This is a genomic window from Mesorhizobium sp. B2-1-1, from assembly GCF_006442975.2.
Taxonomy (GTDB): domain Bacteria; phylum Pseudomonadota; class Alphaproteobacteria; order Rhizobiales; family Rhizobiaceae; genus Mesorhizobium.
Genome location: NZ_CP083954.1, coordinates 5,286,930 through 5,312,597, shown reverse-complemented (window position 1 = coordinate 5,312,597; position 25,668 = coordinate 5,286,930). Strand labels below are relative to the sequence as shown.

Sequence of the window (25,668 nt, the reverse complement as noted above, 5' to 3'; positions counted from 1 at the left end):
ATCAGGATATGTGCGCCAGATTTGAAAACGCTCGAGGTGTTCTTGTCCGGCATTGGATATTTTCATCCGTAGATCACGAACCTGAATAACTGAGTTCGTGATCGATTGCCTTCACTTTCAGAATTTCGTCAAAGCGGAGTCCCATTTTTCCGCAATCTGCTGCATTGAGAACCGATCGATTGTTTTCCGGGCCGATCTACCCATTTTGTGGCGAAGAGCATTGTTTCGCATCAGGCATGCCATCGCGGATGCCAACTCGGCAACATCGTCGACTGGTACCAGCAGACCCGAAACGCCTGGTTCGATGATTTCGGATGGACCGAAATCGCAGTCCGTTGCGACGACGGGCAGGCCTGCCGCCATCGCCTCGATCAGCACGTTGGGAAAGCCTTCGTAGCGTGACGGCAGGACAAAGAGGGAGGCGTCGCGCGCCCATTCGCCCGGACGCTCGGTAATGCCGGCAAGCTTTACCCTGTCCTCCAAATCCAACGCATCGATCTGACGTTGAAGAAGAACCCGATCAGGTCCCTCGCCGAAGATTGTCAACGCCCATGCCGGAAATTCGCTGGCGACTTTAGCAAACGCCTTTATCAGCGTGTCGAAGCCTTTCTGTTCCACCAGGCGTCCGACGGCGACCAGGCGAAACATCTCATTGCCATGGTCTTTGTAGGCATCGGTCGCCTCGCACGGATTTCCGATGACCTCGCAAGGATTTCCGATAACGTGGGCTTTTTTTCTGAGCGTATCCGGAAGCGTCTTGACAATCGCATCAGTCTGCATGACGAGCCGATCCGCCTGCCGAAGTATGATGCCAGAAACGAGCCGCCAAGCGGCGTGTTTCTTCTGCGCTTTGGGATTGTTTCTTTCCGAGATAATAACCCGGATGCCAAGATTCTTCGCCGCCAGCAGGCAGAGAATATTAATCTTTGTTAGAAATGAAACGATCAGAGTGGGCTGAAGCTGCTTGAATTCCGCGCGCAACACGACCACGCGCCGCAAGCTGCGGACAAATCCGAGTTTCGAAAGCCGCGAAGCTCCATCCTCTACAAGTCTGTGGACAGTGACCTTCGGGTGCAGGGCAAAATAGCTCTTGTCTTGCTCTCCCACGAAAGCAAATAGATGGACTTCATCTCCGCGCCTGCATCGATCTGCGGCAAGCAGACTGACGACGCGCTCCGTCCCTCCTGCACCCAGGCCCGCCTGCACAATCGCAAGTCGCATTTACTCCCCTCTTAACGTCAGGACGTCGATGGATTGTTTCCATACTTCTCGGCGATCTCCGCCAAGTTGCTGCATGGATTGGTGGAAAGGGATTCGACGACAGGAAGATCTCTCTTGATCGTCTCGCCTTGGCCGTGTTCATCCATGAATTGGCGGCGAAGTTCATACCAGCCGCATGCGAGCCGCGTTCCGCCACGGGCAAGCAGTTCGATCGCGGCTGGAGTTAGCCAGTCGATGCAGGTCTGCTCAATGAGTTCGGCTTGCGCATCACTAAGATGATCGGAAAAGCCGCCGACCTTGCCGGGACGCGCATGCTGGCTTTCGCCATCGTGGGCCGCTAGGCCGCCCGCCATCTCATGCTCACGCATTACATCGAAACGCGAGGCGTCGATAGAATCCTGAAGCGCGCGCACGGACGGTGTGTGGCCGAGAAATCTCAGGATACGCGTGCAGGCACCCATAGGGTCTTCCGTCAGTTCCCCATAGCCCAATACTGCACTTACGTGATGCTTTAGACCTCTACCCCAATCATTCAGATATACTATCAGAGCCGGCAGGCCTTGTTCGCGATCGGCAATGAACGCGTCCATGGTGCCTTCGAAGCAGCGTTTGTGACGTGTGGCATCGAAATAAGCTGACACGATTACGTCGCGCGGATCTCGAGTCATGAAGATGATGGGTCGGTTGAGAAAAAGCGAGCGTCTATAGGTGAGGTGCGAAACCAGGACGAGCGGCACACGATGGCGCTCATCTGTGTAACGAAAAGCCGGGATGCCCCTCGTCGGATCGAGATCGAAATCCGGAAGAACCTCGAACATTGGCGAAAGATGGACATTTTCGCCGTTGGCGTGGCGACGAAAGTATTCCGAAAGGATATGTCTAAGCTGGGTTGCTCCAGATTCGGGATAGGAGACAAGAAACGCGTCTGCGCCCGACGCAGCCCAGGTCATCCTGATCCGGGCGTCGATCTTATGCAATGTCAGACGGGTGGTCGTCAGCATGGTGACAGGTCTTCAGTCCTTGGGGATCGTAGCGCAGCATGTATGACGTCGCAGTCGAAGGACGCGATGGGCGGGCTGCCGGCCATGGCCTTGAGTGGTACCGCGCAATCTTCGTAGCGGGACGAAAGCACAAATGCGTCGGCGTCCAGAAAGCAGGATCGCCATGCGTAGCAGATCAGATCCGCCCTTCCCGACTGTAGTGGCGCTGCGATCCAGAAATGCCAAGCCGGCGAAGCTGTCCATCGCGTATTCCAATCCCGCTGTCGCAACCCCTAAATACCCAGCTTTCTTTGAAGGGACGAGTTGCACATAGGGATGCATCGCCGGCTGCCGTTTACCTCTAAAGGAGGACTTGGGCGCAGAAACGAAGCAGACAATAGAAGAGATCTGTGTCCATCTATCGCTCACGCCGGTGAGTTGGAGCCTTGAATTCATGCGCATAGCCTTTGTCGGTGCGGTGGAGGGATCTCGGGTCGCATTCGATGCCCTTGTCGAAGCTGGCATGACGCCTTCGCTGCTTGTCACCCTTGCGGGCGAAGCTTCCAAACGCCATTCCGATTTCGTCGATCTGGCGGGGCCGGCACGCCTGGCCGGGGCCGCGGTCCACCTGACCAAGGACATCAATGCGCCCGACACGATCGACAGGCTCGAAGCCGAGCGGCCCGATTTGACGATGGTGGTCGGCTGGTCGCAAATCTGCCGCGGCGAATTTCGCTCGGTCGCCCGATATGGCTCGATCGGCTTTCACCCGGCGCCGTTACCGCGTTTTCGGGGCAGGGCGGTGATCCCCTGGACGATCATTGCGAATGAAAAGGAGACGGGCTCGACTTTCTTCCGGCTCGACGAGGGTGTCGACAGTGGCCCTATCGTCCTCCAGAAGCTTTTTGCCGTGGCACCGGACGAGACCGCGCGCTCGCTCTACGACAAGCACAAGCAGGCACTGTTCGAGATGACGCCGCTTGTCGTTTCGGCGATAAGTCGTGACAAGGCCGTGGGCGTCGCGCAGGACGAATCCCTTGCCAGCTATTGCGCAAAGCGCACGGCCGATGACGGAATAATCGACTGGAGCGATGCTGCCGAGAATGTCCTTCGTTTCGTCCGCGCCGTCGGCGATCCCTATCCGGGCGCCTTCACTTTCACTGCCGGTGCCAAGATCGTGATCGACAAGGCGCGCATGTTTGCCCCGCCTGGGCGCCATATCGGGCTGACCGGCCAGGTCCAAACTCATACCGACAGCGGCTTTACAGTGCTTTGTGGAGACGGAGCCGCCATTGAGGTGACATCCTGGCATGGCGAAAGGCCCAGGATACATGCCAAGCTGGCCTCGGCATGACCAACCTGTGTCGCGCCAAGGACCTAGGCGCGTGCACGGAGCACAGGTCTGCGCGCTTCAGGCGGCGATTGTCGGCCGCGACGGCCGTTCTTCCAGATACCAGCGTACGAAGGCGGTCACCCCGTCCTCGACGCTGGTGCAAGGGCGAAAGCCCGTAAGGGCCTCCAGCAGGCGGGGGTCGGCATAGGTTGCCCGCATGTCGCCAGCCTGCATCGGCAACATCTTGCGGATGGCGCGTTTGCCCAGGCAGTTCTCGATCGTCTCGATGAAAGGCAGCAGCCCGACAGGCTCGCCGCCGCCTATGTTGACGACACGCCACGGCGCGACGGGTGACAGCGTGTCGACGACGCCGGGAGCGGACGCCGCGCGACCTGTCGCCGGCGTGCATTCGACGAGTCGGACGATGGCTTCGACGAGATCATCGATATAGGTGAAATCGCGCTTCATCAGGCCTTCGCCATACACTTCGATCGGACGGCCGTTCTCGATCGCGTCGACAAATTTGAAGAGCGCCATGTCGGGCCGGCCCCAGGGGCCGTATACGGTGAAGAAGCGGAAGCATGTGGTCGGCGTTCCGAAGATATGTGAATAGGAGTGCGCCATCGCCTCCATCGCCTTCTTCGTGGCCGCATAGAAGGTTAACGGCCAATCAGCCTTGTCGGTTTCGACGAATGGCATCTTGTCGTTCGCTCCATAGGCCGAGCTCGTGGACGCAAGGAGCAAATGCCGGGGCTTGAGATCACGCGCAAGCTCAAGGACGTTGAACGAGCCGACGAGATTGCTGTCCGTGTAACTTCGCGGATTGTCGATTGAGTAGCGGACACCGGCCTGCGCGGCCAGATGCACGATCACATCGGGCCGGGCGTAGTCCGCGGCGCGGCGAAGGGCATCCAGGTCTTCCAGTTGGCCGATATGGGCGCGAAAGGCGTCGTATCTTTGAAGCAGGGCGTGTCGGGACTGCTTCAGGACGATGTCATAGTATGGCGTCATGCCGTCGAAGCCGGTGACGCGATGACCGTCGTCGAGGAGCCGGCGCGCCAGGTGAAAACCGATGAATCCTGCGGTGCCGGTGACCAGATACCTCATTCCGCGGCCGCGGCGAAAACTGCCTTGTCTCCGACCGCTCCCTCACCGATATTCACGTACTCGAAGCCGTGCTTGGAGATGTCTTCCCGCCGGTAAATGTTGCGCAGGTCGACCACCACCCGTTTCGACATCGTGCGGGACAGTCGTTCAAAATCCAGGGCGCGGAACTGATTCCACTCGGTCACGATGACCAGCGCGTCGGCGCCCTCGGCGCATTCATAGGCGCCTTCGGCATAGCTTACGCTTGTGCCGAGCACGATTTTCGCCTGTTCCATGCCTTCGGGGTCATACACTCGGACATGTGCTCCAAAATCGATCAAGGCCTGGATGATCGAGAGGGAAGGCGCTTCACGGATGTCATCGGTGTTGGGTTTGAAGGTAAGACCCAGCAAGGCCACTGTCTTTGCGCGGACATCTCCGCCGCAGGCAAATACGATCTTGCGCGCCATGGTGCGTTTTCGCTGGTCGTTCACGGCAACCGTCGTTTCGATCAGGCGCAATGGCGCGCCGCTGTCCTGCGCCGTCTTGACCAAAGCCAGCGTGTCTTTTGGAAAACAGGATCCTCCATAGCCCGGGCCGGCGTGCAGGAACTTTGAGCCGATGCGATTGTCGAGCCCGATGCCCCGCGCTACCTCGCGCACGTTCGCGCCCACGCTCTCGCAGAGATCCGCGATCTCGTTGATGAACGTGATCTTGAGCGCCAGGAAGGCGTTGGCCGCATATTTGATCAGCTCGGACGTGCGGCGGCCGGTAAACAGGATGGGTGCCTGGTTGAGATAGAGCGGCCGATACACCTCCGCCATCACCTCCCGGCCACGCTCGTCCGACGGGAGGCCGATAACGATCCGGTCTGGTCGTTTGAAGTCGTCGATCGCGGCTCCTTCGCGCAGGAATTCCGGGTTGGAGACGACGGCCACATCGGCCAGGGGATTGCATTGGCGAATGATCCGTTCGACCTCATCCCCCGTGCCCACCGGCACCGTGGATTTGATTGCCACCACGGTGAACCCGTGAACAGCGGCCGCGATTTCCCGGGCCGCTTCGTAGACATAGGACAGATCGGCATGGCCGTCGCCTCGCCTCGAAGGCGTCCCGACGGCAATGAACACCACGTCCGCATCGGCGACTGCCGCTGTAAGCGTGCTGGTGAAGGTGAGCTGGCCGCTCGCGGAATTCTTGTCGACGAGGTCGTCGAGACCTGGCTCATAGATCGGCATTCTTCCGGCCTGGAGATCGGCAATCTTGGCCTCCGCCTTATCGACGCAGACGACTTGATGGCCGAAATCAGCCAGGCAAGCGCCCGATACAAGACCCACGTAACCCGAACCAACAATCGCGATGCGCATGTAACCGCCACTCTGATGATGACAACTGACGCGATTAAGCCAGCAGCGGCCAAGAAAATGGAGTGCGCAATCGGATAAGACATTACCACTTCCGAGACCTGGTATGGGCCCGGACGGTCGTCTGGCGCGGTTTGACAACGCTAAGTGCTGATGGCCATTGCAAATGGACGAGACGAGATGATCTGGCGCGCAGCCACGCTCGGCTGCAAGCCGGCTGACGGCGCTTCATTGGCGCGTCGATTGCTTGAGTTCATTTTCCGTCAAAATTCCGGTCGGCGGCCGTTTGGTCTTTTGCCATGCTCTTAGAGGTAGTTCGGTTCTCGCTTCAACTTGCCGTCCGGGAGCCGAGTCAGGAAATTGCCCTCGAACAGCCTCGCCTGAGCATGATAGATCTTCGTCCGGGTGAGACTGCGCGCTGGAGTGTTCTGCCGTGACGAACAACGCTAGGCAGAGCACGCCGAGGCCGGCAGGGCGTTTTTCCGGTCCATGCAATGGAATTGTTGCGGGTTGCGCGCGGTCGCATTTGCCGGCGAACATTCAAAGAATGTAGCTGTGCGCCTCGCTTTCCGTCGCACTGTCAGCCGCGGAGACAGGCTTGGCGAAGAGGAAGGCACCATCTCGCGAGAACAGATCCGCCGGCATCATCTGGAACTCGCGCTGCGAATGCGGGACATCCAATTCACGATCGACAATATGCCAGAGGCTGTTGAAGAACGATCCGTCGGCTTGCCTCATGCTTTCCCCCCGAAGCGGCTTTCTCGATGAGAAAACCGTTGCTGGATTGGCCCACATGTCGGCAATGGCGATATCGTAATAGCCGGGATGCGCGGCATTGGGTTTGATAATCGCGAAGGGCGTGTTCTTTTCCGGCCAGCCTACGCGGCCCACCGTCAGGCACTCTTCCGGCTCGGGCAATCTTGCCTCCACAAGATAGGCCAGTGCCGCATCGATGCCGCCGATTTCCGAAACGACGCACGATGTCAGTCCCGCGCGGGCAAGCTGCATCAGCTTTCGAGCCTCTTGTTCATCCATATCGGCCCATCTCAGGAAAGCCATCCATTGCTGGTGCAGGCAGTCGTCCTTGGCCTGGCAAAGAAGTCGTCCTGCCTCCAAAGCGGATTCGACCCTCCTCCTGTCCGCCTCCGCGAAGGCTTCCCGCGCAGGGCGAATTCGGCCGGCAATTTCCATCAGGTCATTTGAGATGTTTTTCATATCCTCCTCCCCAGGCGGATTTCTAATCTGATTTATGCGCTCCATGATGCGTTGGTTTTGTATTGCGTAGAAGGCCATCACGGGAACGCGTGAGATATCTTAGTGGCGTGGCCAACCTATTCTTTTGAGCAAGGGTCCCACTTCCGACTGTCGGCTGATCCGCGCGCGATTGTGTTCGCTACTACTTGCTGCCATAGCTTCGCTTTCGTCATTGTCGGCGTCGCCTGGTCCACACGACGACGTCTGCAAATTCTGCCGTCCGATCCGCCGAACGCCGTCTGCCGGGCGGTATGCGCGCGGTGGATGCTCGGGACCCAACGCTGGTCGCGACATGCAAGGCTTGTGGCTTTTCGACGATTGAAGAATACGCGTACCCTATCATTTCGGTGATGGTGCTCGTCCAATCAGACCTGGAGACCTGCGCAGTAAGGAGTAGTCAGAAGAGCCGGAGAAAGCCCGAATGACGACGAAGGAAGAAAATCCACACGCCTTTGGGCGAATGGAAGTAGGCACCATATCTTTCAACGAACTTGCACGTCCAAGGCTCTTGAAGTCATAGCGAAGGGCAATCTGGCTTGAAGAGTGGGGCGATCCGGAACTCCATGACAGCAGTGGCCATCACAGCACCCGCTCGGGCGGGTTGGCGATTTCGACAGCCGAGCGTCATTCCGGGTTTCGGATTGACGCTCGGCTTCTCGCTTGCCTACCTGACCCTCATCATCCTCATTCCGCTGTCGGGGCTGATCTGGCGCTCCGCGGCGCTCGGCTGGACCGATTTCTGGGCGATCGCCACCGACCGGCGCACCATCAACGCGCTCCGCATCAGCTTCGGCACCGCCTTTGTCGCGGCCGCCGTCAATGTCGTCTTCGGCACGCTGGTCGCCTGGGTGCTGGTGCGCTACCGCTTTCCCGGCCGCCGCATCGTCGATGCCATGGTCGACCTGCCCTTCGCGCTGCCGACGGCGGTGGCCGGCATCGCGCTGACCACGCTCTACGCGCCCAATGGCTGGATCGGCAAGCTGTTGCTGCCGCTTGGGCTCAAGGTCGCCTACACCCCGCTCGGCATCGTCATCGCGCTGGTCTTCATCGGCCTGCCCTTCGTCGTGCGCACCGTGCAGCCGATCATGGAGGAGATCGACAAGGAGGTGGAGGAGGCCGCCGCCACGCTCGGCGCCAGCCGCTTCCAGATCGTCACCCGGGTGCTGTTCCCGGGCCTGGCGCCGGCCATCGTCACCGGTTTCGCGCTGGCCTTCGCGCGCGGCGTCGGCGAATACGGCTCGGTCATCTTCATCGCCGGCAACCTGCCCTACAAGTCCGAGATCGCGCCGCTTTTGATCGTCATCCGGCTGGAGGAGTACAATTACCCGGCGGCGACCGCCATCGCCGCGATCATGCTGGCCTTGTCGTTCCTGATGCTGCTCATCGTCAACCTGGCGCAGACATGGAGCCGCAAGCGCTATGGCTGATCCGGAGATCAAATCCTACGAGCCGCATCACGACAGCCGCTCGGCGGCGGTAACCGAAAGCCGCCCGGCGCAGGCCGTGCTGATGGCGATCGCGTTCGCCTTCCTCGGCATCTTCCTGCTGTTGCCGCTGATCATCGTCTTCAACGAAGCCTTCGCCAAGGGCGTCGGCGCCTACACCGAGGCGCTCGGCAATCCCGATACGCGCTCGGCGATCCGGCTGACGCTGCTGGTGGCGGCGATCTCGGTGCCGCTCAATGTCGTCTTCGGCATCTCGGCCGCCTGGGCGATCGCCAAGTTCGAGTTCAAGGGCAAGGCCTTCCTGACCACGCTGATCGACCTGCCGTTCTCTCGGTCTCGCCGGTCATCTCGGGCCTGGTCTATGTGCTTCTGTTCGGCGCCCAGGGGCTGCTCGGCGCCTGGCTGAAGGCGCACGGCATCGTCATCCTGTTCGCCGTGCCCGGCATTGTGCTGGCCACCGTCTTCGTCACCTTCCCCTTCGTGGCCCGCGAGCTGATCCCGCTGATGCAGGAGCAGGGCAATGGCGACGAGGAGGCCGCGCTGTCGCTCGGCGCCAATGGCTGGCAGGCCTTCTGGTATGTGACGCTGCCCAACGTCAAATGGGGGCTGCTTTACGGCGTGCTCTTGTGCAATGCGCGCGCCATGGGCGAGTTCGGCGCGGTCTCGGTGGTGTCGGGCCACATACGCGGCCTGACCAACACCATGCCGCTGCATGTCGAGATCCTCTACAATGAATACAACGCCGTCGGCGCCTTTGCCGTCGCCTCGCTGCTGGCCGGCCTGGCGCTGGTGACGCTGGTCCTGAAGACACTGCTCGAGATGCGTTACGGCGCCGAGATCGCCGCGGCGCGTGGACATTGATGCATGTCGCCCAAAAGTGGAAACCGGTTTTGGGATAACGGCATGCATGAAACAAAAGACATGTCGCCCAAAAGCGGGAACCGGTTTTGGGATAACGGCATGCAGCCACTACAAAGGGACTGTTGATGGAAGTTCGCGTTGCCAATGTGCGCAAGGAGTTCGAGCGGTTTCCCGCGCTCCATGACGTGTCGCTCGACATCAAGTCGGGCGAGCTGATCGCGTTGCTGGGGCCGTCGGGCTCGGGCAAGACGACGCTGCTGCGGCTGATTGCCGGGCTGGAGCGGCCGACGCGCGGCAAGATCTTCTTCGGCGACGAGGACGCCTCGCACAAATCGATCCAGGAGCGCAATGTCGGCTTCGTCTTCCAGCACTACGCGCTGTTCCGGCACATGACGGTCTTGGACAATATCGGCTTCGGCCTCAAGGTCCGGCAGGGCTCGACGCGGCCGCCGGCGCAGGAGATCCGCCGCCGCGCCTCCGAACTGCTCGACCTGGTCCAGCTCTCGGGCCTGGAAAAGCGCTATCCGGCGCAGCTATCCGGTGGCCAGCGCCAGCGCGTCGCGCTGGCGCGCGCCATGGCGATCGAACCCAAAGTGCTTCTGCTCGACGAGCCGTTCGGCGCGCTCGATGCGCAGGTGCGCCGGGAACTGCGCCGCTGGCTGCGCGACATCCATGACGCCACCGGCCACACCACCGTCTTCGTCACCCACGACCAGGAAGAGGCGCTGGAGCTTGCCGACCGCGTCGTGGTGATGAGCCAGGGCCGCATCGAGCAGGTCGGCACCGCCGACGACATCTATGACAGGCCGAACTCGCCTTTCGTCTATGGCTTCATCGGCGAATCGAGCTCGCTTCCCGTCAAGGTCGAGAATGGCGAGGTCTGGCTCGCCGATCGCCCGATCGGGCTGTCGGCGCCGGACGCCGCCAGCGGCAATGCCAGGCTGTACTTCCGCCCGCACGATGTCGAATTGCTGAGCGGCTGCTCTGGCTGCATCGCCGGCACGGTGGTCGCCAGCCGCCGCGTCGCCGGCACCCGCCGGGTGGAACTCGAGATCGGCGGCGAACGCCAGCGCGTCGAGATCGAGCTGCCCGTCGACCATCCCGCGGCGCAGAAGAGCCGGGTAGCGTTCCGCCCGGGCCGCTGGAAGCTGTTTTTTTCGGATCAGGCAGGCAGCTCATTCGCGCCGGCGGAACAGAACCCTCGCCAAAACGAGAAGACGCTTCCCCCAGATATCAGGAAGCGGCGTATGGCTGACGCAGGCCCGGTGATTTGAATTGTCCGCATGGGGGTGAGGCGGTTGCGAGCCGCCAGCCCAATGCTGGTTTGCCGCAACCCTTTTTTGCGCACCTCGTTTCCAATGCACGTTGCCCAAGCAACCTCGGTTCGATCTAGCGACATGCAAAACAAGACCTAAGCGGCTCGCATGAATCCGTTTCGGCGTGCCGCGCTTCAAACAAAACGAGTGAGCTTGTCGCCAGATTGTTCGGCCCGCCATGCATTTGCTCCTGCGCTGGTCAAGGATCGCGCCGCTTCAGCACAGAGGCAAACAGCGCTCGCAGGCACACGGCAAACGCCGGCAGCTTCAGCTTCGGTGACCAGCCTTTCGCTGTGCGCCCGGCAGACATGCGGGACCGATCGGTTCGAAAGTCTTGTAGGTCAGGATGAATTCGCGGTGCCCGAGTTGTTCGGATTTCGTCGCATGGCCATTGGCGACAGCAAGAACCAGATTGAAGATTTCGTCGCCGACATCCGACAAGGTGGCGGCCCCTTCGAGGATACGTCCGGCATCGACGTCCATGTCGCCCGACAGGCGACGGTATGTTTCGGGATTGGCGCAGATCTTTATGACCGGTGCGACCGCCGACCCCGAGACCGAACCGCGGCCGGTGACGAAGAGCGTGAGGTGACAACCGGAAGCGATGAGCTCCACGATCTCGGCATTGTCCGAGATGTTGGGGAAGCCAAAACGCACGTCCCCGTCCGGCACGACATCCATCAGGTAGAGTCCGCCGCCAGGGGGAATGTCGCCCGGCTTGATGAGGCCCGAAATCGGCGACGAGCCCGATTTGGCATAGGCACCCATCGATTTCTCCTCGATGGTGGATAGGCCGCCATCGGCATTGCCCGGAGCGAAACTGCCATAGCCTAGCGTCGCGTAGTATTGCGCTGCCTTTGCCACGGAGGCGCGCAGCTCGACGCCGAGTTCAGGCGTCACGGCACGGCTCGCCATGATCTCTTCGCAGCCGATCAGCTCGCCGGTCTCCTCGAAAATACAGGCTGCTCCCGCACGGACCAGCCGATCGAAGGCAAGGCCGGCGGCGGGGTTGCCGGTCATGCCGCTGGTGCCGTCCGACCCGCCGCAGATCGTGCCGACAATAAGTTCACTCGCATCCATTGGCACTCTCGCGACCGCGCCCAGCTCTTGCAGGCGTTGCCCGACCCATTCGATGCCGTCGGAAATCGTCGACAAAGTACCGCCGTTTTCCTGGATCGTCAGCGTGGCCACCGGCCGTCCGCTTGCCTCGACGGTGCGGGCGAGCGAGAATTTGTTGAAGCTTTCGCATCCCAGTGACAGCAGCAGTACCGCGGCGACATTGGGATGCGTACACAGACGCTCCATCATCCGCTGCGCATAGGGATTGGGAAAGCAGCCTGGAAAGCCGATCAGATGCACGTCCCTGCCGCGGAAATGGGAGACAATTTCGCGACCGACATGATGCGCGCACTCTACCAGATAGGCCACGATCACAATGTTGCGGATGCCCTTGCGACCGTCCGGCCTGAGATAGCCGAGGATGGTGGACTGTTCGCCGGTCATGATCCGGTCTCCGCTATTACGTGCGTTTTGGTGTAGTCGCTCTTCAGATTGTGAATATGGACGTGCTCGCCGGGTCCGATCGACCGCGTCGCCGAGCCGATCGGGACGCCGTATTTGATGACCTTCATCCCCGGGGCGATCGGCAGCCGCGCCAGCTTGTGGCCGAGCTCCACGGCCTTGATCAGAATGCGCGACTCGCCGCCAACGATGATGGTCTCACCGGCTTCGATGCGCCGGCAGGCGACCAGCACATTGTCGTGATCGCAGAGCAGGAGCAGACGAGGATCGTCCATCGTCGGCTCACATGACGCCGAAGGTACGGAAGGCTTCGCAGGCGCTCATGCCGTCGCGGATCGCGGTTGCGACCTTGTTCTCTGTGCTGACCTTCTCGATCGCGCGCTCGATCGCTTCCTTTTCCGCCTCGCGCGGGATCACAAGCACGCCCTCGCGGTCGCCGAAGATCAGGTCGCCGGGCGTTACCAGGATGCCTTCGATCTCGATTGGGCAGCCATAGTCGATCACCTTGCCTCGCGGGCCCTGGTCTTGGGCATAGATGCCGCGCGAGAAGACCGAAAAGCCGAGCTTTTCGATTTCCCAGGAGTCGCGGATATAGCCGTTGAGGACGGCGCCGGCAGCCTTCAGCTTCTGGGCCCTGGTGGACATCAGCCCGCCCCACAGCGCGTAGCGGAAGGAGGAGCCGCTGGCGATGTAGACATCGTTCTCCGTCAGGCTGTCCAGCGCTTCCATCATGAGGCCGAACGGTTTGTTCGCGAGCGGACCGTGCGCATCCGGCGAACCGCCGGAAAACACGTCCGCCTCCAGCACCGGCATCGCGCGGCCGATGACTTTCATCTCCGGCTGCAACGGCACGATCCCGGCCGGCAGGAACTGCCGGCGGTGGCCCATTACATCGAGCACGTCGCCGACGACGGCCGTGAAGAGTTCCTTGCGGATGACTTCGAAGATCGCCTTGTCAGTATCGGTCGTCATCTGTTTTCTCCCTCGAAAAACTATGGTGTCAGAAGCCGTGCAGCGCGCCGCCGTCGACCACCAGTATATGGCCGGTCACATAGGCTGAGGCGCGTGAGGCGAGATAGGTCATGGCCCAGCCGATATCGGCGCCCTCGCCGAAACGACCCATGGGAATGCGGCTGTTGATCTTGCGCGCCCTTTCCGGATCGGCTGCGGTGGCCTGGCGTAGAAGCGCGGTGTCGATCCAGCCTGGTGCCACACCGTTGACGCGTATCCCGCTGGGCGCAAGTTCGGTCGCGAGCGCCCTCACCATGCCGACATAGGCGGCTTTCGCCGCCGAATAGCCGATCACGTTGGGAATGCCGAGGAAAGAGCTCATCGAGGCGGTGAAAAGAATGCTGCCCCTTGCTTCCGTCACCTGCGGCAGGAAGGCGCGCGAGAGGGCGAAGGCGCCGCCGACATGGACGTTCAGCACCGAATTGAAAGCCTCGACGCTCATCTCGCCGAGCGGCTTCTTGACCGTGTTGCCGGCATTGTTGACGAGGATCGAGACGCGTCCGGATTTTTTTGCCACCTCGCTGGCGAAACCCGTGGCACCGGCAGTGTCGGTCACGTCGAAGACATGGCTCGTGGCGGAAGGCCCCAGCGTCTCGCAGGCGGCAGCGAGCTTCGCGGCGTTGGTGCCGACGATCGTCACCTTGGCGCCGGCTTCGACGAAACAGGTGGCGATCGCAAGGCCGAGACCGCTTCCGCCGCCGGTCACCAGCGCATGCTGCCCCTCCAGCCCGAAGATATCCTTGATGCTCATGCGTCTTCCTTCGCTTCGATCCGGACGACGATCTTGGTGAAGCCTCCGGGGTTCTTGTCCCAGGCTTGCATGGCCGCACCGGCTTCCTCGATTGGCACGACGCGTGAGACGATGCGGTCGCCGGCGTCCCGATGTTGCTTCAGATAGCCGATAACATCGTGGAAATCGGCGATCTCGGAGCCGCGCGACCCGCGGATATCCATCTCCTTGAGCAGGAAGAACTTGGTGTCGTAAGCGATCTTGTTCTTGGCGTAGCCGACATAGACGACCCGGCCGCAGGACGCCACGAGATCGATCGCCTGCCGAAAGGTCGCATCCGCGCCGACCGCCTCGATGACGACCTGCGGACCGTCCCCACTGGTCAGTTCCAGGACATGCGCCAGGACATCTTCGCGCGACGCATCGATGGTGTCAGTGGCGCCGAGCACCTTGGCAACGGCGAGTTTGTCGGCGCTAAGGTCCACTGCGATCACGCGTGAGCCCCGCCTGACAGCGCCGAGCAAGGCGCCGAGCCCAATGACGCCGCAGCCAAGGATGACGACGGTTTCTCCAGCCGAAAGCTCGGAGCGGCGGACGGCATGGAAGCCGACGGCAAGCGGCTCGATCAGCGCGAGGTCCCGCTGGCGCATGCCCTCGACCGGAATGATCTTGCCCGCGGGAACGACGATGATCGAGGCCATCGCGCCCTCGCGCTGGACGCCCATCGTCCGGTTGTCCTTGCAGGCGTTCGGCCTGCCAAGGCGGCACGCATGGCACCTGCCGCAATTGAAATAGGGAAGAATAGTCACGGACTGGCCGACCGCAAGCGCGCTGACGCCGTCGCCGAGCGCCGAGATGGTGCCGGAGATTTCATGGCCCAGGACGCGCGGGTAGGAGATCAGCGGATTGAGGCCGCGAAACGACGTCAGGTCGGAACCGCAATACCCCACATACTCCATCCGCACCGCGACTTCGCCCGGGCCCGGTTTTGGTTCGGGCAATTCGACCAGCGAGATCTTGCCGGGTTCCTCGAGGCAGACAGCTTTCATCATGGCGCTCAGGCCTCACAGATCGTGCTGTTGTCGATGGCATCCCAGTCGATCTCGACCCCGAGGCCGGGGGCTGACGGCGGCGCGGCGTAGCCGTCCTTGATCGGCAGCGGCTGCTTGAGGCCGAAGGCGAAGTTCTCCATTGGATAGAGCACTTCGAAGAAGTCGCAGTTCTTGATCGCCGCGGCGCAATGCAGGTTGACGATCTCCATCGGGTGGAAGATGGCGGTATGGATCTCGCAATTGACGCCGAAGGCTTCGGCGAGGCGGGCCGTCTTCATGACGCCCGTGACGCCGCCCGTCCAGGAAACGTCTGCCCGGACGCGATCGACGACACGCGTCGAGATGCATTCGGCGATGCTGTAAGGGTGCTTCGCAAGGACTTCTGTCCCGACGAGCGGGATTTCGAGCGTGCGTGCGAGCTCCCGCAGCGAATGAACGTCCTCGTCGTATAAAGGCTCTTCCAGCCAGTAGAAGTCGAGCCTTTCCAGCTCGCGGCCGAAGCGGATCGACTGCTCGAGATTGAACATCGAGACCGGATCCGACATCAGCGTGAAATCCGGCCCGACGGCGGCGCGGACCTGGCGATGGACGTCGATATCGTAGTCGAGATCGAGACCGGGTGTATGGAGCTTGTAGGCCCGCAACCCTTCGGCCCTGGCGCGCAGCGCCTCTTTCACATAGTCCTGCGGCCCCGACAGGATCATCGAGCTGCCATAGACCGGCACGCGTTCGCGGAAGGCTCCGAGATATTTGTAGAGAGGCTGCCCGGCGGCGGTGGCCGACAGCAGCCAGAGGCAGGTGTCGAATGGTCCGTAGGCATAGATCGGCAAGTGGCCCCACCAGCGGTCGGCCACCCGGAAATCGTGCCATGCCTTTTCCCGGTCGAGCGGGTCACGGCCGATGAAGAACGGACGCAGCGTGTCGGCAATCAGCCTGCCGGCGCCCGCCGCCGAACGACCGGCGAACCCGAAGGCGGTTGCCTCGAGCCCGGTGTCCGTCATCATGGTGACGGTGAGAAATTCGAACTTCGCGAAATCCCCGGTTCGAAACGCGCTGGCGGCAAAATCGCCTGGTTTGCGCTGGCAGCAGCGCACCTTCACATCCGTGATTTTCATGGAAAAACCTTCGATAAACCGATCGCAGCGGCATGTGTGGATCCGGGGGAGTCCCGGATCCAGTCATTCTCAGAAGCGGGGCAGGTCGACTTCGACACCCATCCATTTTTTCTGCAGGGCCTGCAGCTCACCTGTCGACTGAAGCATGAAGAGCTCCGTGTTCAGCCAGTGCAGGAAGTCCGGGTCGTTGCGGCGCAGGCCTATGCCCATCGGCGCCTGCGCCACAACGAACTGCTTCTTGAGGTTAGGATCGTGCTCCTCGACGGCGCGGGCAAGCGCGCCGCTGGTCACGATGCCTTCGACCTGGCCTGCGAACAGCGCCTGGGATGTCGACGCGTCATCGTCATAGCGCTGGATCTGTGCGCCTTCGACGGCCTTTTTGGTCATGACGATGTCGTTCGTGCTGGCCCGCGTCACGCCGATCTTCCTGCCCGCCAGATCCTCGATCTTGGTGATCGGCTGGTCGGCGGGACCGACATAGACCTGCTGGTCGACATAGTACGTGTTGGTGAACGCGATGGCCTTGGCGCGCTCGGCGGTGATCGAGAACGAATAGATCACGATGTCGAGCTTGCCCGAAGTCAGGTTCGGGATGCGGTTGGCTGCCGTCGTGTCGACGATGTTGACCTTGACGCCGAGATCGCGGGCGATTGCCTTTGCTACGGACACGTCATAGCCGGCGGGCTGCATGCTGCTGTCCATCAGGCCATAAGGCGGCGTTCCAAGGCCCACGCCGACATTGATGGTGCCGCGCTGTACGATGGCGTCCAGCGTGCTCTCGGCCTTCGCGGGCAATATCATCGCCAGCATGGCGGCGAGCCCGACAGCAAGTCTCTTCAATAGCATGATACTTTCCTCCCTGGTGTGATGAACCGGATCTTCAGTTGGCTGCCTGGTGCAGGCGGCACTCCAGGCGGCGGCTGGCATGGGACAGTATGGAGCAGATGCCGAAGTAGATGGCCGCGACCGTCAGATAGACGGGCAGCGGCTGGAACGTGGCGCTGGAGACGATCTGTCCTGCTCTCGTCAGTTCGATGAAGCCGACGACCGAAGCAAGCGCGGTGTTCTTGACGACCTGAACGGAGAAGCCGACCGTCGGAGGAATGGCGACGCGAAGCGCCTGCGGGATGATGACGTCGGTCATCGTGTGCCGCCAGCCAAGCGCCAGCACGAACGACGCTTCCCATTGCCCCTTGTTGATCGACTGGATCGACCCGCGCCAGATCTCGCCGAGGAACGCGCTGCTGTAGAGCGTAAATCCAAGGCCGGCCGCGTAGATCGCCGGAAGGTCATAGCCGAGATTGGCGACGCCGAAATAGGCGATGAAGAGAATGACGAGCAGGGGCGTTCCCTGGATGACATAGATATAGGCCTGTGCGATCCAGCGCAGCCAGGCGAAACGGGAGAGGCGCATGAGGGCGATAATCGATCCGCCGATGGCCCCGCCTGCAAGCGCAATTCCCGAGAGGACGACCGTCCACGTCGCACATTGCAGCAGAAACCCGACATGATGGAGGTTGAATGTCTGGAACATCGTCATCGCCCTGCAAAGCGGAAGGAGAAGAGGGCACGGTCAATCAGTTTGAAGACGCCTTTGAATGCAGCCGTCAGGACAAGGTAGATGGCCGCGACCACGAGATAGGCTTCCAGGCTGCGGAAGGTCAGGCCCTGCACATCATTGGCGACGCCGGTCAGTTCCGGGACGGAGATGACCGAAACGACGCTGGAGGCCAGCATGATCAGGATGAACTGGCTGGTCAGTGCCGGAAAGATCGCTGAAATCGCCGGCAGCAGAACGACATAGCGGAAGGTGAGATACGGTGACATGCCAAGCGTGTGCGCCGCCTCCCGCTGCCCCTTGCCGATCGTCTGGATGCCGGCACGGACGATCTCGGTGATATAGGCGCCCGCGTAGAGCGTCAGGGAGAGGATGGCCGCCGTCACTTCGGAAATGCGAATGCCGACCGAGGGCAGGCCGAAATAGACGATGTAGATCTGCACCAGAAACGGCGTGTTTCGGATGATTTCCACATAGGCGGCCGCGATTGAGGAGAGGACTTTCGAACTCGAAAGTCTCATCAGGGCGCCGATGATGCCGACGCACATGCCCAGTACCAGCGCGGCGGCCGACAGGCCGACGGTCAGCATGGCGGCGTGCACGAACAGGTCGCCGCGCGCGAATGTCCCGGAAAAATCTAGGTACTCCACACTCGTCCCCGGTCTTTAAACAAGGTTCGGTTCGATCGCTCGCGCAAGGACTTTTACCTGGCGCAAGGTGTTCTGCCGGCTTCTCTCGAGATGTCGCTGAAGCGCCGCGAGGATTTGGCTCTTCTTGCCGGCGACGATGGCATCGAGAATATCCTGGTGCTCCTCGACCGAGCGGCTGTAATCGCCTGGAATCGAGACGAAGACCGTATGCGTCTGGCCGACAATGCGGGAGTGGACCTCGGAGATCATCGGTATCCCCGCGGCGCCGACGAGCGAACTGTGGAAGGCCCGGTCATGGGAGAGCGCCTTCGCCAGATCGTCGAGCGACGACCCTTTGGCGAAGCGCCTGTGGTTTTCGAGGCTGTCCTGGAGCTTCGCCCGCAGCGCCTCATCGAGCCGTCCTGCGTCGAAGGCTGCTTCCACGGCCCCTTTCTCGAGCAGTGTCCTGGCCGCGTATAATTCCTCGACGGCTTCCTCGTTGAAGCTGCGGACCACCATGCCGCGCCGCGAGGAATTGACGAGAAGCCCGTCCGCCTCCAGCCGCAGGCAGGCTTCCTTGACAGGCGTGGGACTGATGCCCAGTTCCGCCGCCAATTCGTTAGGCAACAGGCGTTGCCCGCCTGCCAGCCTGCCGCCGACGATCCGCGACCGCAGCTCCCGGTAGGCCTGCTCGGCCAATGTTGTCTTGATCATGCTCATGGCCCAAGCATCGGTCAGGTTCCGGTTCGGCGCAACAGAAAAATTAAAAATAGAAAATTTTTTATTTTCCGATTTCGATCTTTCGGGTTACAAGCCAACCTCGCAACAAGGAGGAGTTCATGGACGCCAACGGCAGCGCCTTTGTGAAACTGCGCGACGCGGTGAAGATGTTCGGCGGGTTTCAGGCGCTCGATCACGTCAGCCTTGAGGTGGCGAAGGGCGAAAAGATCGTCGTCTGCGGGCCGTCGGGCTCAGGCAAGTCGACCTTGATCCGCTGCATCAACGGCTTGGAAGACCTCCAGCAAGGCTCGGTGGAAATCGACGGAAAACCGCTGGTCGAGAAGTCCCATGGACGTATGGTTCCGCGCCGGGACATCGGCATGGTGTTCCAGCAGTTCAACCTCTTCCCGCATCTCAAGGTAATCGAGAATTGTACGCTGGCGCCGGTCCGCGTGCTCGGAAAATCCCGCAAGGACGCTTCGGAGAGAGCGCTGGAGATGTTGCAAAAGGTTCGGATCGCAGATCAGGCGGACAAGTATCCGTCCCAGCTTTCCGGCGGTCAGCAGCAGCGCGTCGCGATCGCCCGAGCGCTCTGCATGCAACCCAGGATCATGCTCTTCGATGAACCGACCTCGGCTCTCGATCCGGAAATGGTCAAGGAAGTGCTCGACACCATGGTCTCGCTGGCCTCCGAAGGCATGACGATGATCTGTGTGACGCATGAAATGGGCTTCGCCAGCCAGGTGGCCGACCGGGTCGTCTTCATGGACAAGGGCCGGATACTCGAGGAGGCCACGCCGAAGGACTTCTTCGCAGCCCCGAAGCATCAGCGTGCACGCGAATTCCTCTCGCAGCTCCTTCATTGACAAATTCATATCCGCCAAGGGTCATAGATGAAAATCGCCTCCGTCCGCCCGTTCATTCTCCATCTTCCACTCACCTCGGACTCCATTTCGGACTCGACCCACAGCATCACCCATTGGGGTGTCGTGGGTGCCAAGATCGTCACCACGGACGGGCTGGAAGGTTATGGCTTCACCGGCACGCATGCCCATCTGGCCGCCGACCGGCTGATAACGTCCTGCATCGGCGAGTGTTACGCGCCGCTTCTGGTAGGCGAAGACGCCTCGGATCATCAGCGCCTATGGACCAGGCTTGCGCGCCATCCTTCGCTTCAATGGGTCGGTCGGGCCGGCATCACGCATCTGGCGCTGGCTGCAATCGATATCGCGCTGTGGGATCTGAAGGCGAAATGGGCGGGCCTGCCGCTGTGGAGTTATCTCGGCGGCGCGCGCACCGATGCCCTGGAGGCTTACAATACCGATATCGGCTGGATTTCGTTCGACCTGGACACGTTGCTGCGCGGCTCCGCGAAAGCCGTCGAGGAGGATGGATTCACACGCATCAAGATCAAGGTCGGCCATGACGACCCAAATGTCGACGTCGAGCGCCTGGCGGCTGTGCGCAAACGTGTCGGATCAAGGATCCGGATCGCAATCGACGGCAACGGCAAGTGGGATCTTCCGACCTGCCAGCGGTTCTGCGCGCTGGCGCGCGACCTCGATATCTACTGGTTCGAGGAGCCGCTCTGGTATGACGATGTCGCCAGCCACGCCACGCTCGCGCGCAATACATCGATCCCGATCGCGCTCGGCGAGCAGCTCTACACCATCGACGCGTTCCGCTCCTTCGTCGATGCAGGAGCCGTCGCCTACGTCCAGCCGGACGTCACGCGGCTCGGAGGAATAACGGAATACATCCAGGTCGCGGACCTGGCACTGGCGCATCGGCTTCCCGTCGTTCCGCATGCAGGGGAGATGAGCCAGGTGCATGTGCATCTGAGCTACTGGCATCCTGCATCGACGATCCTCGAATACATCCCCTGGATCAAGGATCACTTCGAGGAGCCGATCCGCGTCGAAGGCGGCATCTACAAACGGCCCGAACGGGCCGGTGCGAGCACGACCGTCCTGGCCGAAAGCTTTGCCCGCTACGGCAAAAGCCTGGGCTAGGGCATTCCAGGAAAAGCGCCCGCGGCATCGGGGCGGCGCTATTCCTTCACCGCGCCGGTCATCGAGGAGACATAGTGCTCGACGAAGAACGAGTAAAGCACGACGACCGGCAGGGATCCGATCAGCGCGCCCGCCATCAGGGCACCCCACTCATAGACGTCGGAGCGGACGAGTTCGGTGAGCACCCCGACCGGCACGGTCTTGTTTTCGGACGACTGGATGAACGTCAAGGCATAGATGAACTCGTTCCATGACAGGGTGAATGCGAATATGCCCGCCGAGATCAGGCCTGGCACCGACAGGGGCAGCACGATCTTGCTCAGGATCTGCCAGCGGCTTGCCCCGTCTATGAGCGCGCATTCTTCCAGTTCAAAGGGGATGGAGCGGAAGTAACCCATCAGCAGCCAGGTGCAGAAGGGGATCAGGAAGGTCGGGTAGGTGAGGATGAGCGCGAAGGGTGTGTCGTAAAGCCCGAGGTTGAACACCATCACCGACAAGGGGATGAACAGTATCGAGGGCGGCACGAGATAGGCGAGGAACACCGCGAGGCCGACCTGCCGTGCCCCGGAGAACCGCAGCCGCTCGATCGCATAGGCCGCGAAAACCGACGCCACCAGCGACAGGAAAGTGGCGGCGGTCGAAATGATGATCGTGTTGAGCAGCCAGCCCGGATAGGACGTCTCGAAGAGAAGATAGCGGATGTGCTCCAATGTCGGATGCACGACCCAGAGCGGGTTGAAATTGGCATAGTCGGTCATTTCGACATTGGGCTTAACCGCTGTGATCGTCATCCAGTAGAACGGGAATAAGAGCACGATGACGAACACGAGCAGGGGGAGATAGACCGTCACCACACGGCGCGGCACGCTCTGCAAATAGCCCATGCCGCCTTCATCGAGCTGCGGCTGTTTTGTCTTCCTGGTCGCAGCCATGTCAGTCTCCGCCCCCCTGCTGCCATTTACGGCGTTGCAAGCCGAAATAACTGAACAGGATTGCGGCAAGGAGGAATGGGATCATGGCGACCGCGATCGCAGCGCCCTCGCCGAGCTGGCCGCCCGAAATGCCGCGCTGGAACGACAGCGTCGCCATCAGATGGGTGGCATTTACCGGTCCGCCGCGGGTCAGCACATAGATCAGCTGGAAATCCGTGAAGGTGAACAGCACCGAGAACGTCATCGTGATCGCGATGATAGGGGTGAGCAGCGGCAGCGTCACATGGCGAAACAATTGCCAGCGGCTGGCGCCGTCGAGCGTGGCGGCCTCGTAAAGCGATTGGGGGATTGTCTGCAAGCCGGCAAGCAGCGTGATGGCTACGAAAGGGATGCCGCGCCAGACATTGGCCGCGATCACCGAAGCACGCGCGTTCTCCGGATCGCCGAGGAAATTGATGCGATGGTCGATCAGGCCCATCTGCTGGAGCGCCCAGGACAGGATCGAGAACTGCGAATCGTAAATCCACCAGAAGGCGATTGCCGAGAGCACCGTCGGCACCACCCACGGCAGCAGGACAATCGCGCGGAAGAACGATTTGAAGGGAAGGTTCTGATTGAGGATAAGCGCCAGCCAAAGGCCGAGCGCGAATTTCAGGATCGAGGCGCTGACGGTGTAGAGCAGGGTATTGAAGACGGAGAGCCAGAAAACGGCGTCGCTCCACAGATATTCATAGTTCTCGATGCCGATGAAGATGCCGGGACGGCCGATGCGGGCATCGGTGAAGCCGAGCCAGACGCCGAGCCCAAGCGGATAGGTCAGGAAGACAAGCAGCAATGCCGCCGCCGGCAGCATGAAGCCGAAGCCAAGCGCGTTCCTGCTCTCGGCCAGGCGCGACAGCATCGAGGAACGCGGCTGAGCGGCGACGGACGGCACGGCCATGGGGCGGGCTCCCTGCAAGGGTCTCGTTGATCGGCCTGGCGGCCGCCCTGCGCTTCCGGAGGGTCGGATAGCGCGGGGCAGAGCCGCCAGGCTCAGCTGGCATGGATCAAACGCGATAATACCGGTTTGCGCGCTTTTCCGCCTCTTCCATTGCCTTCTGGGGCGTGGCCTGTCCCGTGACGGCCTTGGCGAACATGTCGACCAGGACATAGTCGGCCATGGTCGCCGCGGAGGCATAGCCAAGCGGCCCGGCATAGCCGTTGGGCCGCAGCGTCGCCGAAGCCTTGGCGTAAGCGGCATTGTTCGGATCGGCTGTCCACACCGGATTGTTGTCGAACGCCTTGAGCGTCTGGCAGCAGTAGCCCGCCGAGGAGGTGATCCAATCTGGCATTTGCGGGTCCTCGAACATGAATTGCAGATAGGCTTTGGCCGCGTTGGGGTAGGGCGTGTAGTCGAAGATGACGGCTGTGGTCACCTGGAACAGTTCGACGGATTTGCCGACAGGACCGATCGGCAGGTTGGTGGTGCGTATGTCCTTGGCCATTTCCGCCAGCTTCGGATCATTGTCCTTGTTGATCTTGGCCGTGTTGTAGGCGGAAATGCCATTGGCGATCACACTGAGTTCGCCGGCCAGGAAGGCGCGATTGTTGTTGACGTCGAGCCAGCTTTCGGTGCCTGGAATAAAAGTCTTGTAGAGTTCCTGCGCGTATTCGATCGCCTTGAGGGTCTCGGGGCTGTTGATCGTCACCTTGCCGCTCTCGTCGACCATCTGGCCGCCATGGCTCCACAGCAGCCAGTGCGCGTAGTTGTTGCCGTCGCCGACACCATGGCCGTGCGTGAAGCCGGCCGGATGCCCCTTCGCCTGCAGGGCCTTGCAAAGTTCGAGGAAGCCTTTCGTATCCTTGGGGAACTCCGAAAAGCCGGCCTCTTTCACCCAGCTTTCCCGATAGACGATGGCATTTCCGATGGTGGCGAGCGGCAGGCCGATGAATTTGCCTTCCCGGGTCGCATATTGCTTTGGTCCGTCGTGCCAGCCGCCATATTTCGACCCCAGATACTCGCCCAGTTCCGTCACGTCGTGCAGCTTGTCGGGATACTGATGCGGGTCGTCGAACCAGACGAACATCAGATCCGGACCTGAACCGACATTGGCGGCGACCGCTGCCTTGGGGCGAATGTCTTCCCAGCTTTCCTTGTCGACACGTACCTCCACGCCCGTCGCTTCGGTGAACCGCTTGGTGTTTTTCAGCCACTGGTCCTCGTCACCCTGCACGAAAGGCGACCAGCGCAGCAGCCTGAGCTTCGCACCGTCCTCCGGCTTGTACTTCAGCCCCTCCTGGGCGAATGCCGGAGAGCCGGCGAAGCGGCTTCCCAAAACGCCGGCAGCAGCGCCGGCCGTCGTGCGGATCACGTCACGTCTGGTGAATTTCATGCTCGTTCCTCCTGTTTGTTTCTCTTGCCCTTTGGTCTCTACAGCTTGCTGCGCGTTTGAAGCCGCTGCCCGGTTTCGCCGTGGAAGAGATGAATGAGGCCGGGTTCGGCGGTGAGCCGGATGGTTTCGCCCGGCGTGAAGGAATGACGTTCCCGGAAGTTGGCCACGATCTCTTCACCGCCGGCTGTCCGGCCGATGAGCTGTACCTCCGACCCGGTCGGCTCGATCACCGCGATGGTGACCGCAATGCCTTGATCGGACAGCCGCAAATGCTCGGGCCGTATGCCCAGCACCACCGGCTCGCCGCCTTTGACGGACGATGCTGCGTCCAACGGCACGGAAATTCCGCCCGCGCCCCGAAAGGACGGCGACCCGTTCGTCGCGATTTCGCCCCGCAGCAAATTCATGGCGGGCGAGCCGATGAAACTGGCGACGAAGAGATTGTCCGGCCTGTCGTAGAGTTCCAGCGGCGGCCCGATCTGCTCGACGATGCCGTCATGCATGACCACGATCTTGTCCGCCATGGTCATGGCTTCGATCTGGTCGTGGGTAACATAGACCGTCGTGGTTTTCAGGCGCTGGTGCAGTTCCTTGATCTCGGCGCGCATCTGCACCCTGAGCTTGGCGTCAAGATTGGACAGCGGTTCGTCGAACAGGAAAACCGCCGGATCGCGCACGATCGCCCGCCCCATGGCAACCCGCTGGCGCTGTCCGCCGGAAAGCTGGCGGGGATAGCGCGCCAACAGCGGCACCAGCCCCAGAATTTCCGCAGCGCGCTGAACGCCGGCGCCGCTCTCAGCCTTCGAAACGCCCTTGAGCATGAGCGAGAATGCCATGTTCTCGGCGACGGTCATATGCGGGTAGAGCGCATAGTTCTGGAAGACCATAGCGACGTCGCGTTCCTTCGGCGCAACGTTGTTGACGACACGTTCGCCAATCGCAATCTCGCCCCGCGAAATCTTTTCCAGGCCCGCGATCATCCTGAGCAGGGTTGATTTCCCGCAACCCGACGGCCCGACCAGCGTGACGAATTCGCCATCGTCGATGTTCACGCTGACGCCGTGCAGAACCTCGACGGTCCCGAATGATTTGTGAACCTCGCTAATCGCGACAGACGCCATCGATCCTCCTCCCGAACGATTCCCGCGACGTCTCT

Annotated in this window: 24 protein-coding genes and 1 pseudogene; 6 read left to right on the top strand and 19 right to left on the bottom strand. The window is 61.3% G+C overall.

The genetic code is table 11. From position 1 onward, the window contains the following. Nucleotides 1-117: 117 nt before the first annotated feature. Together FJ972_RS25955 and FJ972_RS25950 are read right to left on the bottom strand one after the other, a co-directional pair. The gene (locus FJ972_RS25955; protein ID WP_140525323.1) at nucleotides 118-1,221 is read right to left on the bottom strand and encodes a glycosyltransferase family 4 protein; all 1,104 of its coding nucleotides are present in this window, start codon (nucleotides 1,219-1,221) and stop codon (nucleotides 118-120) included. Nucleotides 1,222-1,238: 17 nt separating this feature from the next. Beyond that, nucleotides 1,239-2,222 (bottom strand): sulfotransferase domain-containing protein, encoded by a 984-nt coding sequence (locus FJ972_RS25950; protein ID WP_140513529.1) that lies wholly within the window; start codon nucleotides 2,220-2,222, stop codon nucleotides 1,239-1,241. A gap of 433 nt (nucleotides 2,223-2,655) precedes the next feature. Between FJ972_RS25950 and FJ972_RS25945 the strand changes: the two genes are divergently transcribed. Beyond that, a complete protein-coding gene (locus FJ972_RS25945; RefSeq protein WP_140513531.1) occupies nucleotides 2,656-3,555 on the top strand; it encodes a formyltransferase family protein in 900 nt (299 codons plus the stop codon). Nucleotides 3,556-3,612: 57 nt separating this feature from the next. On the opposite strand, the gene FJ972_RS25940 is transcribed toward FJ972_RS25945, so the two are convergent. From FJ972_RS25940 to FJ972_RS25930, 3 genes are all read right to left on the bottom strand, one after another. After that, entirely contained in the window at nucleotides 3,613-4,641 is a 1,029-nt protein-coding gene (locus FJ972_RS25940; protein ID WP_140513533.1) for an NAD-dependent epimerase/dehydratase family protein, read from the bottom strand. Next, nucleotides 4,638-5,987: a UDP-glucose dehydrogenase family protein gene (locus FJ972_RS25935; protein WP_140525324.1), complete on the bottom strand. Its 1,350-nt coding sequence runs from the start codon at nucleotides 5,985-5,987 to the stop codon at nucleotides 4,638-4,640. The genes FJ972_RS25940 and FJ972_RS25935 overlap by 4 nt, the downstream gene beginning before the upstream one ends. Before the next feature lie 537 nt (nucleotides 5,988-6,524). Next, the gene (locus tag FJ972_RS25930; protein WP_140498426.1) at nucleotides 6,525-7,199 is read right to left on the bottom strand and encodes a hypothetical protein; all 675 of its coding nucleotides are present in this window, start codon (nucleotides 7,197-7,199) and stop codon (nucleotides 6,525-6,527) included. 602 nt (nucleotides 7,200-7,801) lie between these two features. On the opposite strand from FJ972_RS25930, the gene cysT reads away from it, so the two are divergent. The 3 genes and pseudogenes from cysT (at nucleotide 7,802) to FJ972_RS25915 (ending at nucleotide 10,818) form a co-directional block, all read left to right on the top strand. After that, nucleotides 7,802-8,665 carry a sulfate ABC transporter permease subunit CysT gene (cysT, locus tag FJ972_RS25925; protein ID WP_140581282.1) on the top strand — a complete coding sequence of 288 codons (864 nt, stop codon included), beginning with the start codon at nucleotides 7,802-7,804 and terminating at the stop codon, nucleotides 8,663-8,665. Further along, a pseudogene (gene cysW, locus FJ972_RS25920) lies at nucleotides 8,658-9,544 on the top strand (sulfate ABC transporter permease subunit CysW). The gene cysT and the pseudogene cysW overlap by 8 nt, the downstream one beginning before the upstream one ends. 125 nt (nucleotides 9,545-9,669) lie before the next feature. Further along, entirely contained in the window at nucleotides 9,670-10,818 is a 1,149-nt protein-coding gene (locus tag FJ972_RS25915) for a sulfate/molybdate ABC transporter ATP-binding protein (protein ID WP_226880436.1), read from the top strand. Between the two features lie 309 nt (nucleotides 10,819-11,127). Here FJ972_RS25915 and FJ972_RS25910 read toward each other — a convergent pair whose 3' ends face one another. From FJ972_RS25910 to FJ972_RS25865, 10 genes are all read right to left on the bottom strand, one after another. Then, nucleotides 11,128-12,363: a UxaA family hydrolase gene (locus tag FJ972_RS25910; RefSeq protein WP_140514973.1), complete on the bottom strand. Its 1,236-nt coding sequence runs from the start codon at nucleotides 12,361-12,363 to the stop codon at nucleotides 11,128-11,130. After that, on the bottom strand, nucleotides 12,360-12,656 hold the full coding sequence (locus tag FJ972_RS25905; protein ID WP_140498421.1) for a UxaA family hydrolase: 297 nt from the start codon (nucleotides 12,654-12,656) through the stop codon (nucleotides 12,360-12,362). Before FJ972_RS25905 ends, FJ972_RS25910 begins: the two co-directional genes overlap by 4 nt. Nucleotides 12,657-12,663: 7 nt before the next feature. Further along, nucleotides 12,664-13,353: an RraA family protein gene (locus FJ972_RS25900; protein ID WP_140498420.1), complete on the bottom strand. Its 690-nt coding sequence runs from the start codon at nucleotides 13,351-13,353 to the stop codon at nucleotides 12,664-12,666. A gap of 28 nt (nucleotides 13,354-13,381) precedes the next feature. After that, a complete protein-coding gene (locus FJ972_RS25895) occupies nucleotides 13,382-14,143 on the bottom strand; it encodes an SDR family NAD(P)-dependent oxidoreductase (protein ID WP_140514976.1) in 762 nt (253 codons plus the stop codon). Next, nucleotides 14,140-15,174, bottom strand: coding sequence for a zinc-binding alcohol dehydrogenase family protein (locus FJ972_RS25890; protein WP_140498418.1), 1,035 nt, complete (start codon nucleotides 15,172-15,174; stop codon nucleotides 14,140-14,142). Before FJ972_RS25890 ends, FJ972_RS25895 begins: the two co-directional genes overlap by 4 nt. A gap of 5 nt (nucleotides 15,175-15,179) precedes the next feature. Continuing rightward, complete coding sequence (locus FJ972_RS25885) at nucleotides 15,180-16,289, bottom strand: enolase C-terminal domain-like protein (protein ID WP_140514980.1); 1,110 nt, start codon at nucleotides 16,287-16,289, stop codon at nucleotides 15,180-15,182. Nucleotides 16,290-16,358: 69 nt separating this feature from the next. After that, complete coding sequence (locus tag FJ972_RS25880; protein WP_181173461.1) at nucleotides 16,359-17,135, bottom strand: transporter substrate-binding domain-containing protein; 777 nt, start codon at nucleotides 17,133-17,135, stop codon at nucleotides 16,359-16,361. Nucleotides 17,136-17,169: 34 nt separating this feature from the next. After that, a complete protein-coding gene (locus tag FJ972_RS25875; RefSeq protein ID WP_210239844.1) occupies nucleotides 17,170-17,829 on the bottom strand; it encodes an amino acid ABC transporter permease in 660 nt (219 codons plus the stop codon). Continuing rightward, a complete protein-coding gene (locus FJ972_RS25870) occupies nucleotides 17,826-18,497 on the bottom strand; it encodes an amino acid ABC transporter permease (RefSeq protein ID WP_140524822.1) in 672 nt (223 codons plus the stop codon). The genes FJ972_RS25875 and FJ972_RS25870 overlap by 4 nt, the downstream gene beginning before the upstream one ends. Nucleotides 18,498-18,512: 15 nt before the next feature. Next, the gene (locus tag FJ972_RS25865; RefSeq protein WP_140524821.1) at nucleotides 18,513-19,196 is read right to left on the bottom strand and encodes a GntR family transcriptional regulator; all 684 of its coding nucleotides are present in this window, start codon (nucleotides 19,194-19,196) and stop codon (nucleotides 18,513-18,515) included. A gap of 119 nt (nucleotides 19,197-19,315) precedes the next feature. Here FJ972_RS25865 and FJ972_RS25860 point away from each other — a divergent pair, with 119 nt between their 5' ends. Together FJ972_RS25860 and FJ972_RS25855 are read left to right on the top strand one after the other, a co-directional pair. After that, on the top strand, nucleotides 19,316-20,062 hold the full coding sequence (locus tag FJ972_RS25860; protein ID WP_140524820.1) for an amino acid ABC transporter ATP-binding protein: 747 nt from the start codon (nucleotides 19,316-19,318) through the stop codon (nucleotides 20,060-20,062). A 27-nt stretch (nucleotides 20,063-20,089) separates the two neighbouring features. Then, nucleotides 20,090-21,208: a mandelate racemase/muconate lactonizing enzyme family protein gene (locus FJ972_RS25855; protein ID WP_140524819.1), complete on the top strand. Its 1,119-nt coding sequence runs from the start codon at nucleotides 20,090-20,092 to the stop codon at nucleotides 21,206-21,208. A 38-nt stretch (nucleotides 21,209-21,246) separates the two neighbouring features. On the opposite strand, the gene FJ972_RS25850 is transcribed toward FJ972_RS25855, so the two are convergent. The 4 genes from FJ972_RS25850 to FJ972_RS25835 form a co-directional block, all read right to left on the bottom strand. Next, nucleotides 21,247-22,140, bottom strand: a complete 894-nt coding sequence (locus tag FJ972_RS25850; RefSeq protein WP_140498410.1) for a carbohydrate ABC transporter permease — start codon at nucleotides 22,138-22,140, stop codon at nucleotides 21,247-21,249. A gap of 1 nt (nucleotide 22,141) precedes the next feature. Beyond that, on the bottom strand, nucleotides 22,142-23,041 hold the full coding sequence (locus FJ972_RS25845; RefSeq protein ID WP_411908976.1) for a carbohydrate ABC transporter permease: 900 nt from the start codon (nucleotides 23,039-23,041) through the stop codon (nucleotides 22,142-22,144). 145 nt (nucleotides 23,042-23,186) lie between these two features. After that, complete coding sequence (locus tag FJ972_RS25840) at nucleotides 23,187-24,512, bottom strand: ABC transporter substrate-binding protein (protein WP_140524818.1); 1,326 nt, start codon at nucleotides 24,510-24,512, stop codon at nucleotides 23,187-23,189. A gap of 38 nt (nucleotides 24,513-24,550) precedes the next feature. Continuing rightward, nucleotides 24,551-25,633, bottom strand: a complete 1,083-nt coding sequence (locus FJ972_RS25835) for an ABC transporter ATP-binding protein (RefSeq protein WP_140524817.1) — start codon at nucleotides 25,631-25,633, stop codon at nucleotides 24,551-24,553. Between the last annotated feature and the right edge of the window lie 35 nt (nucleotides 25,634-25,668).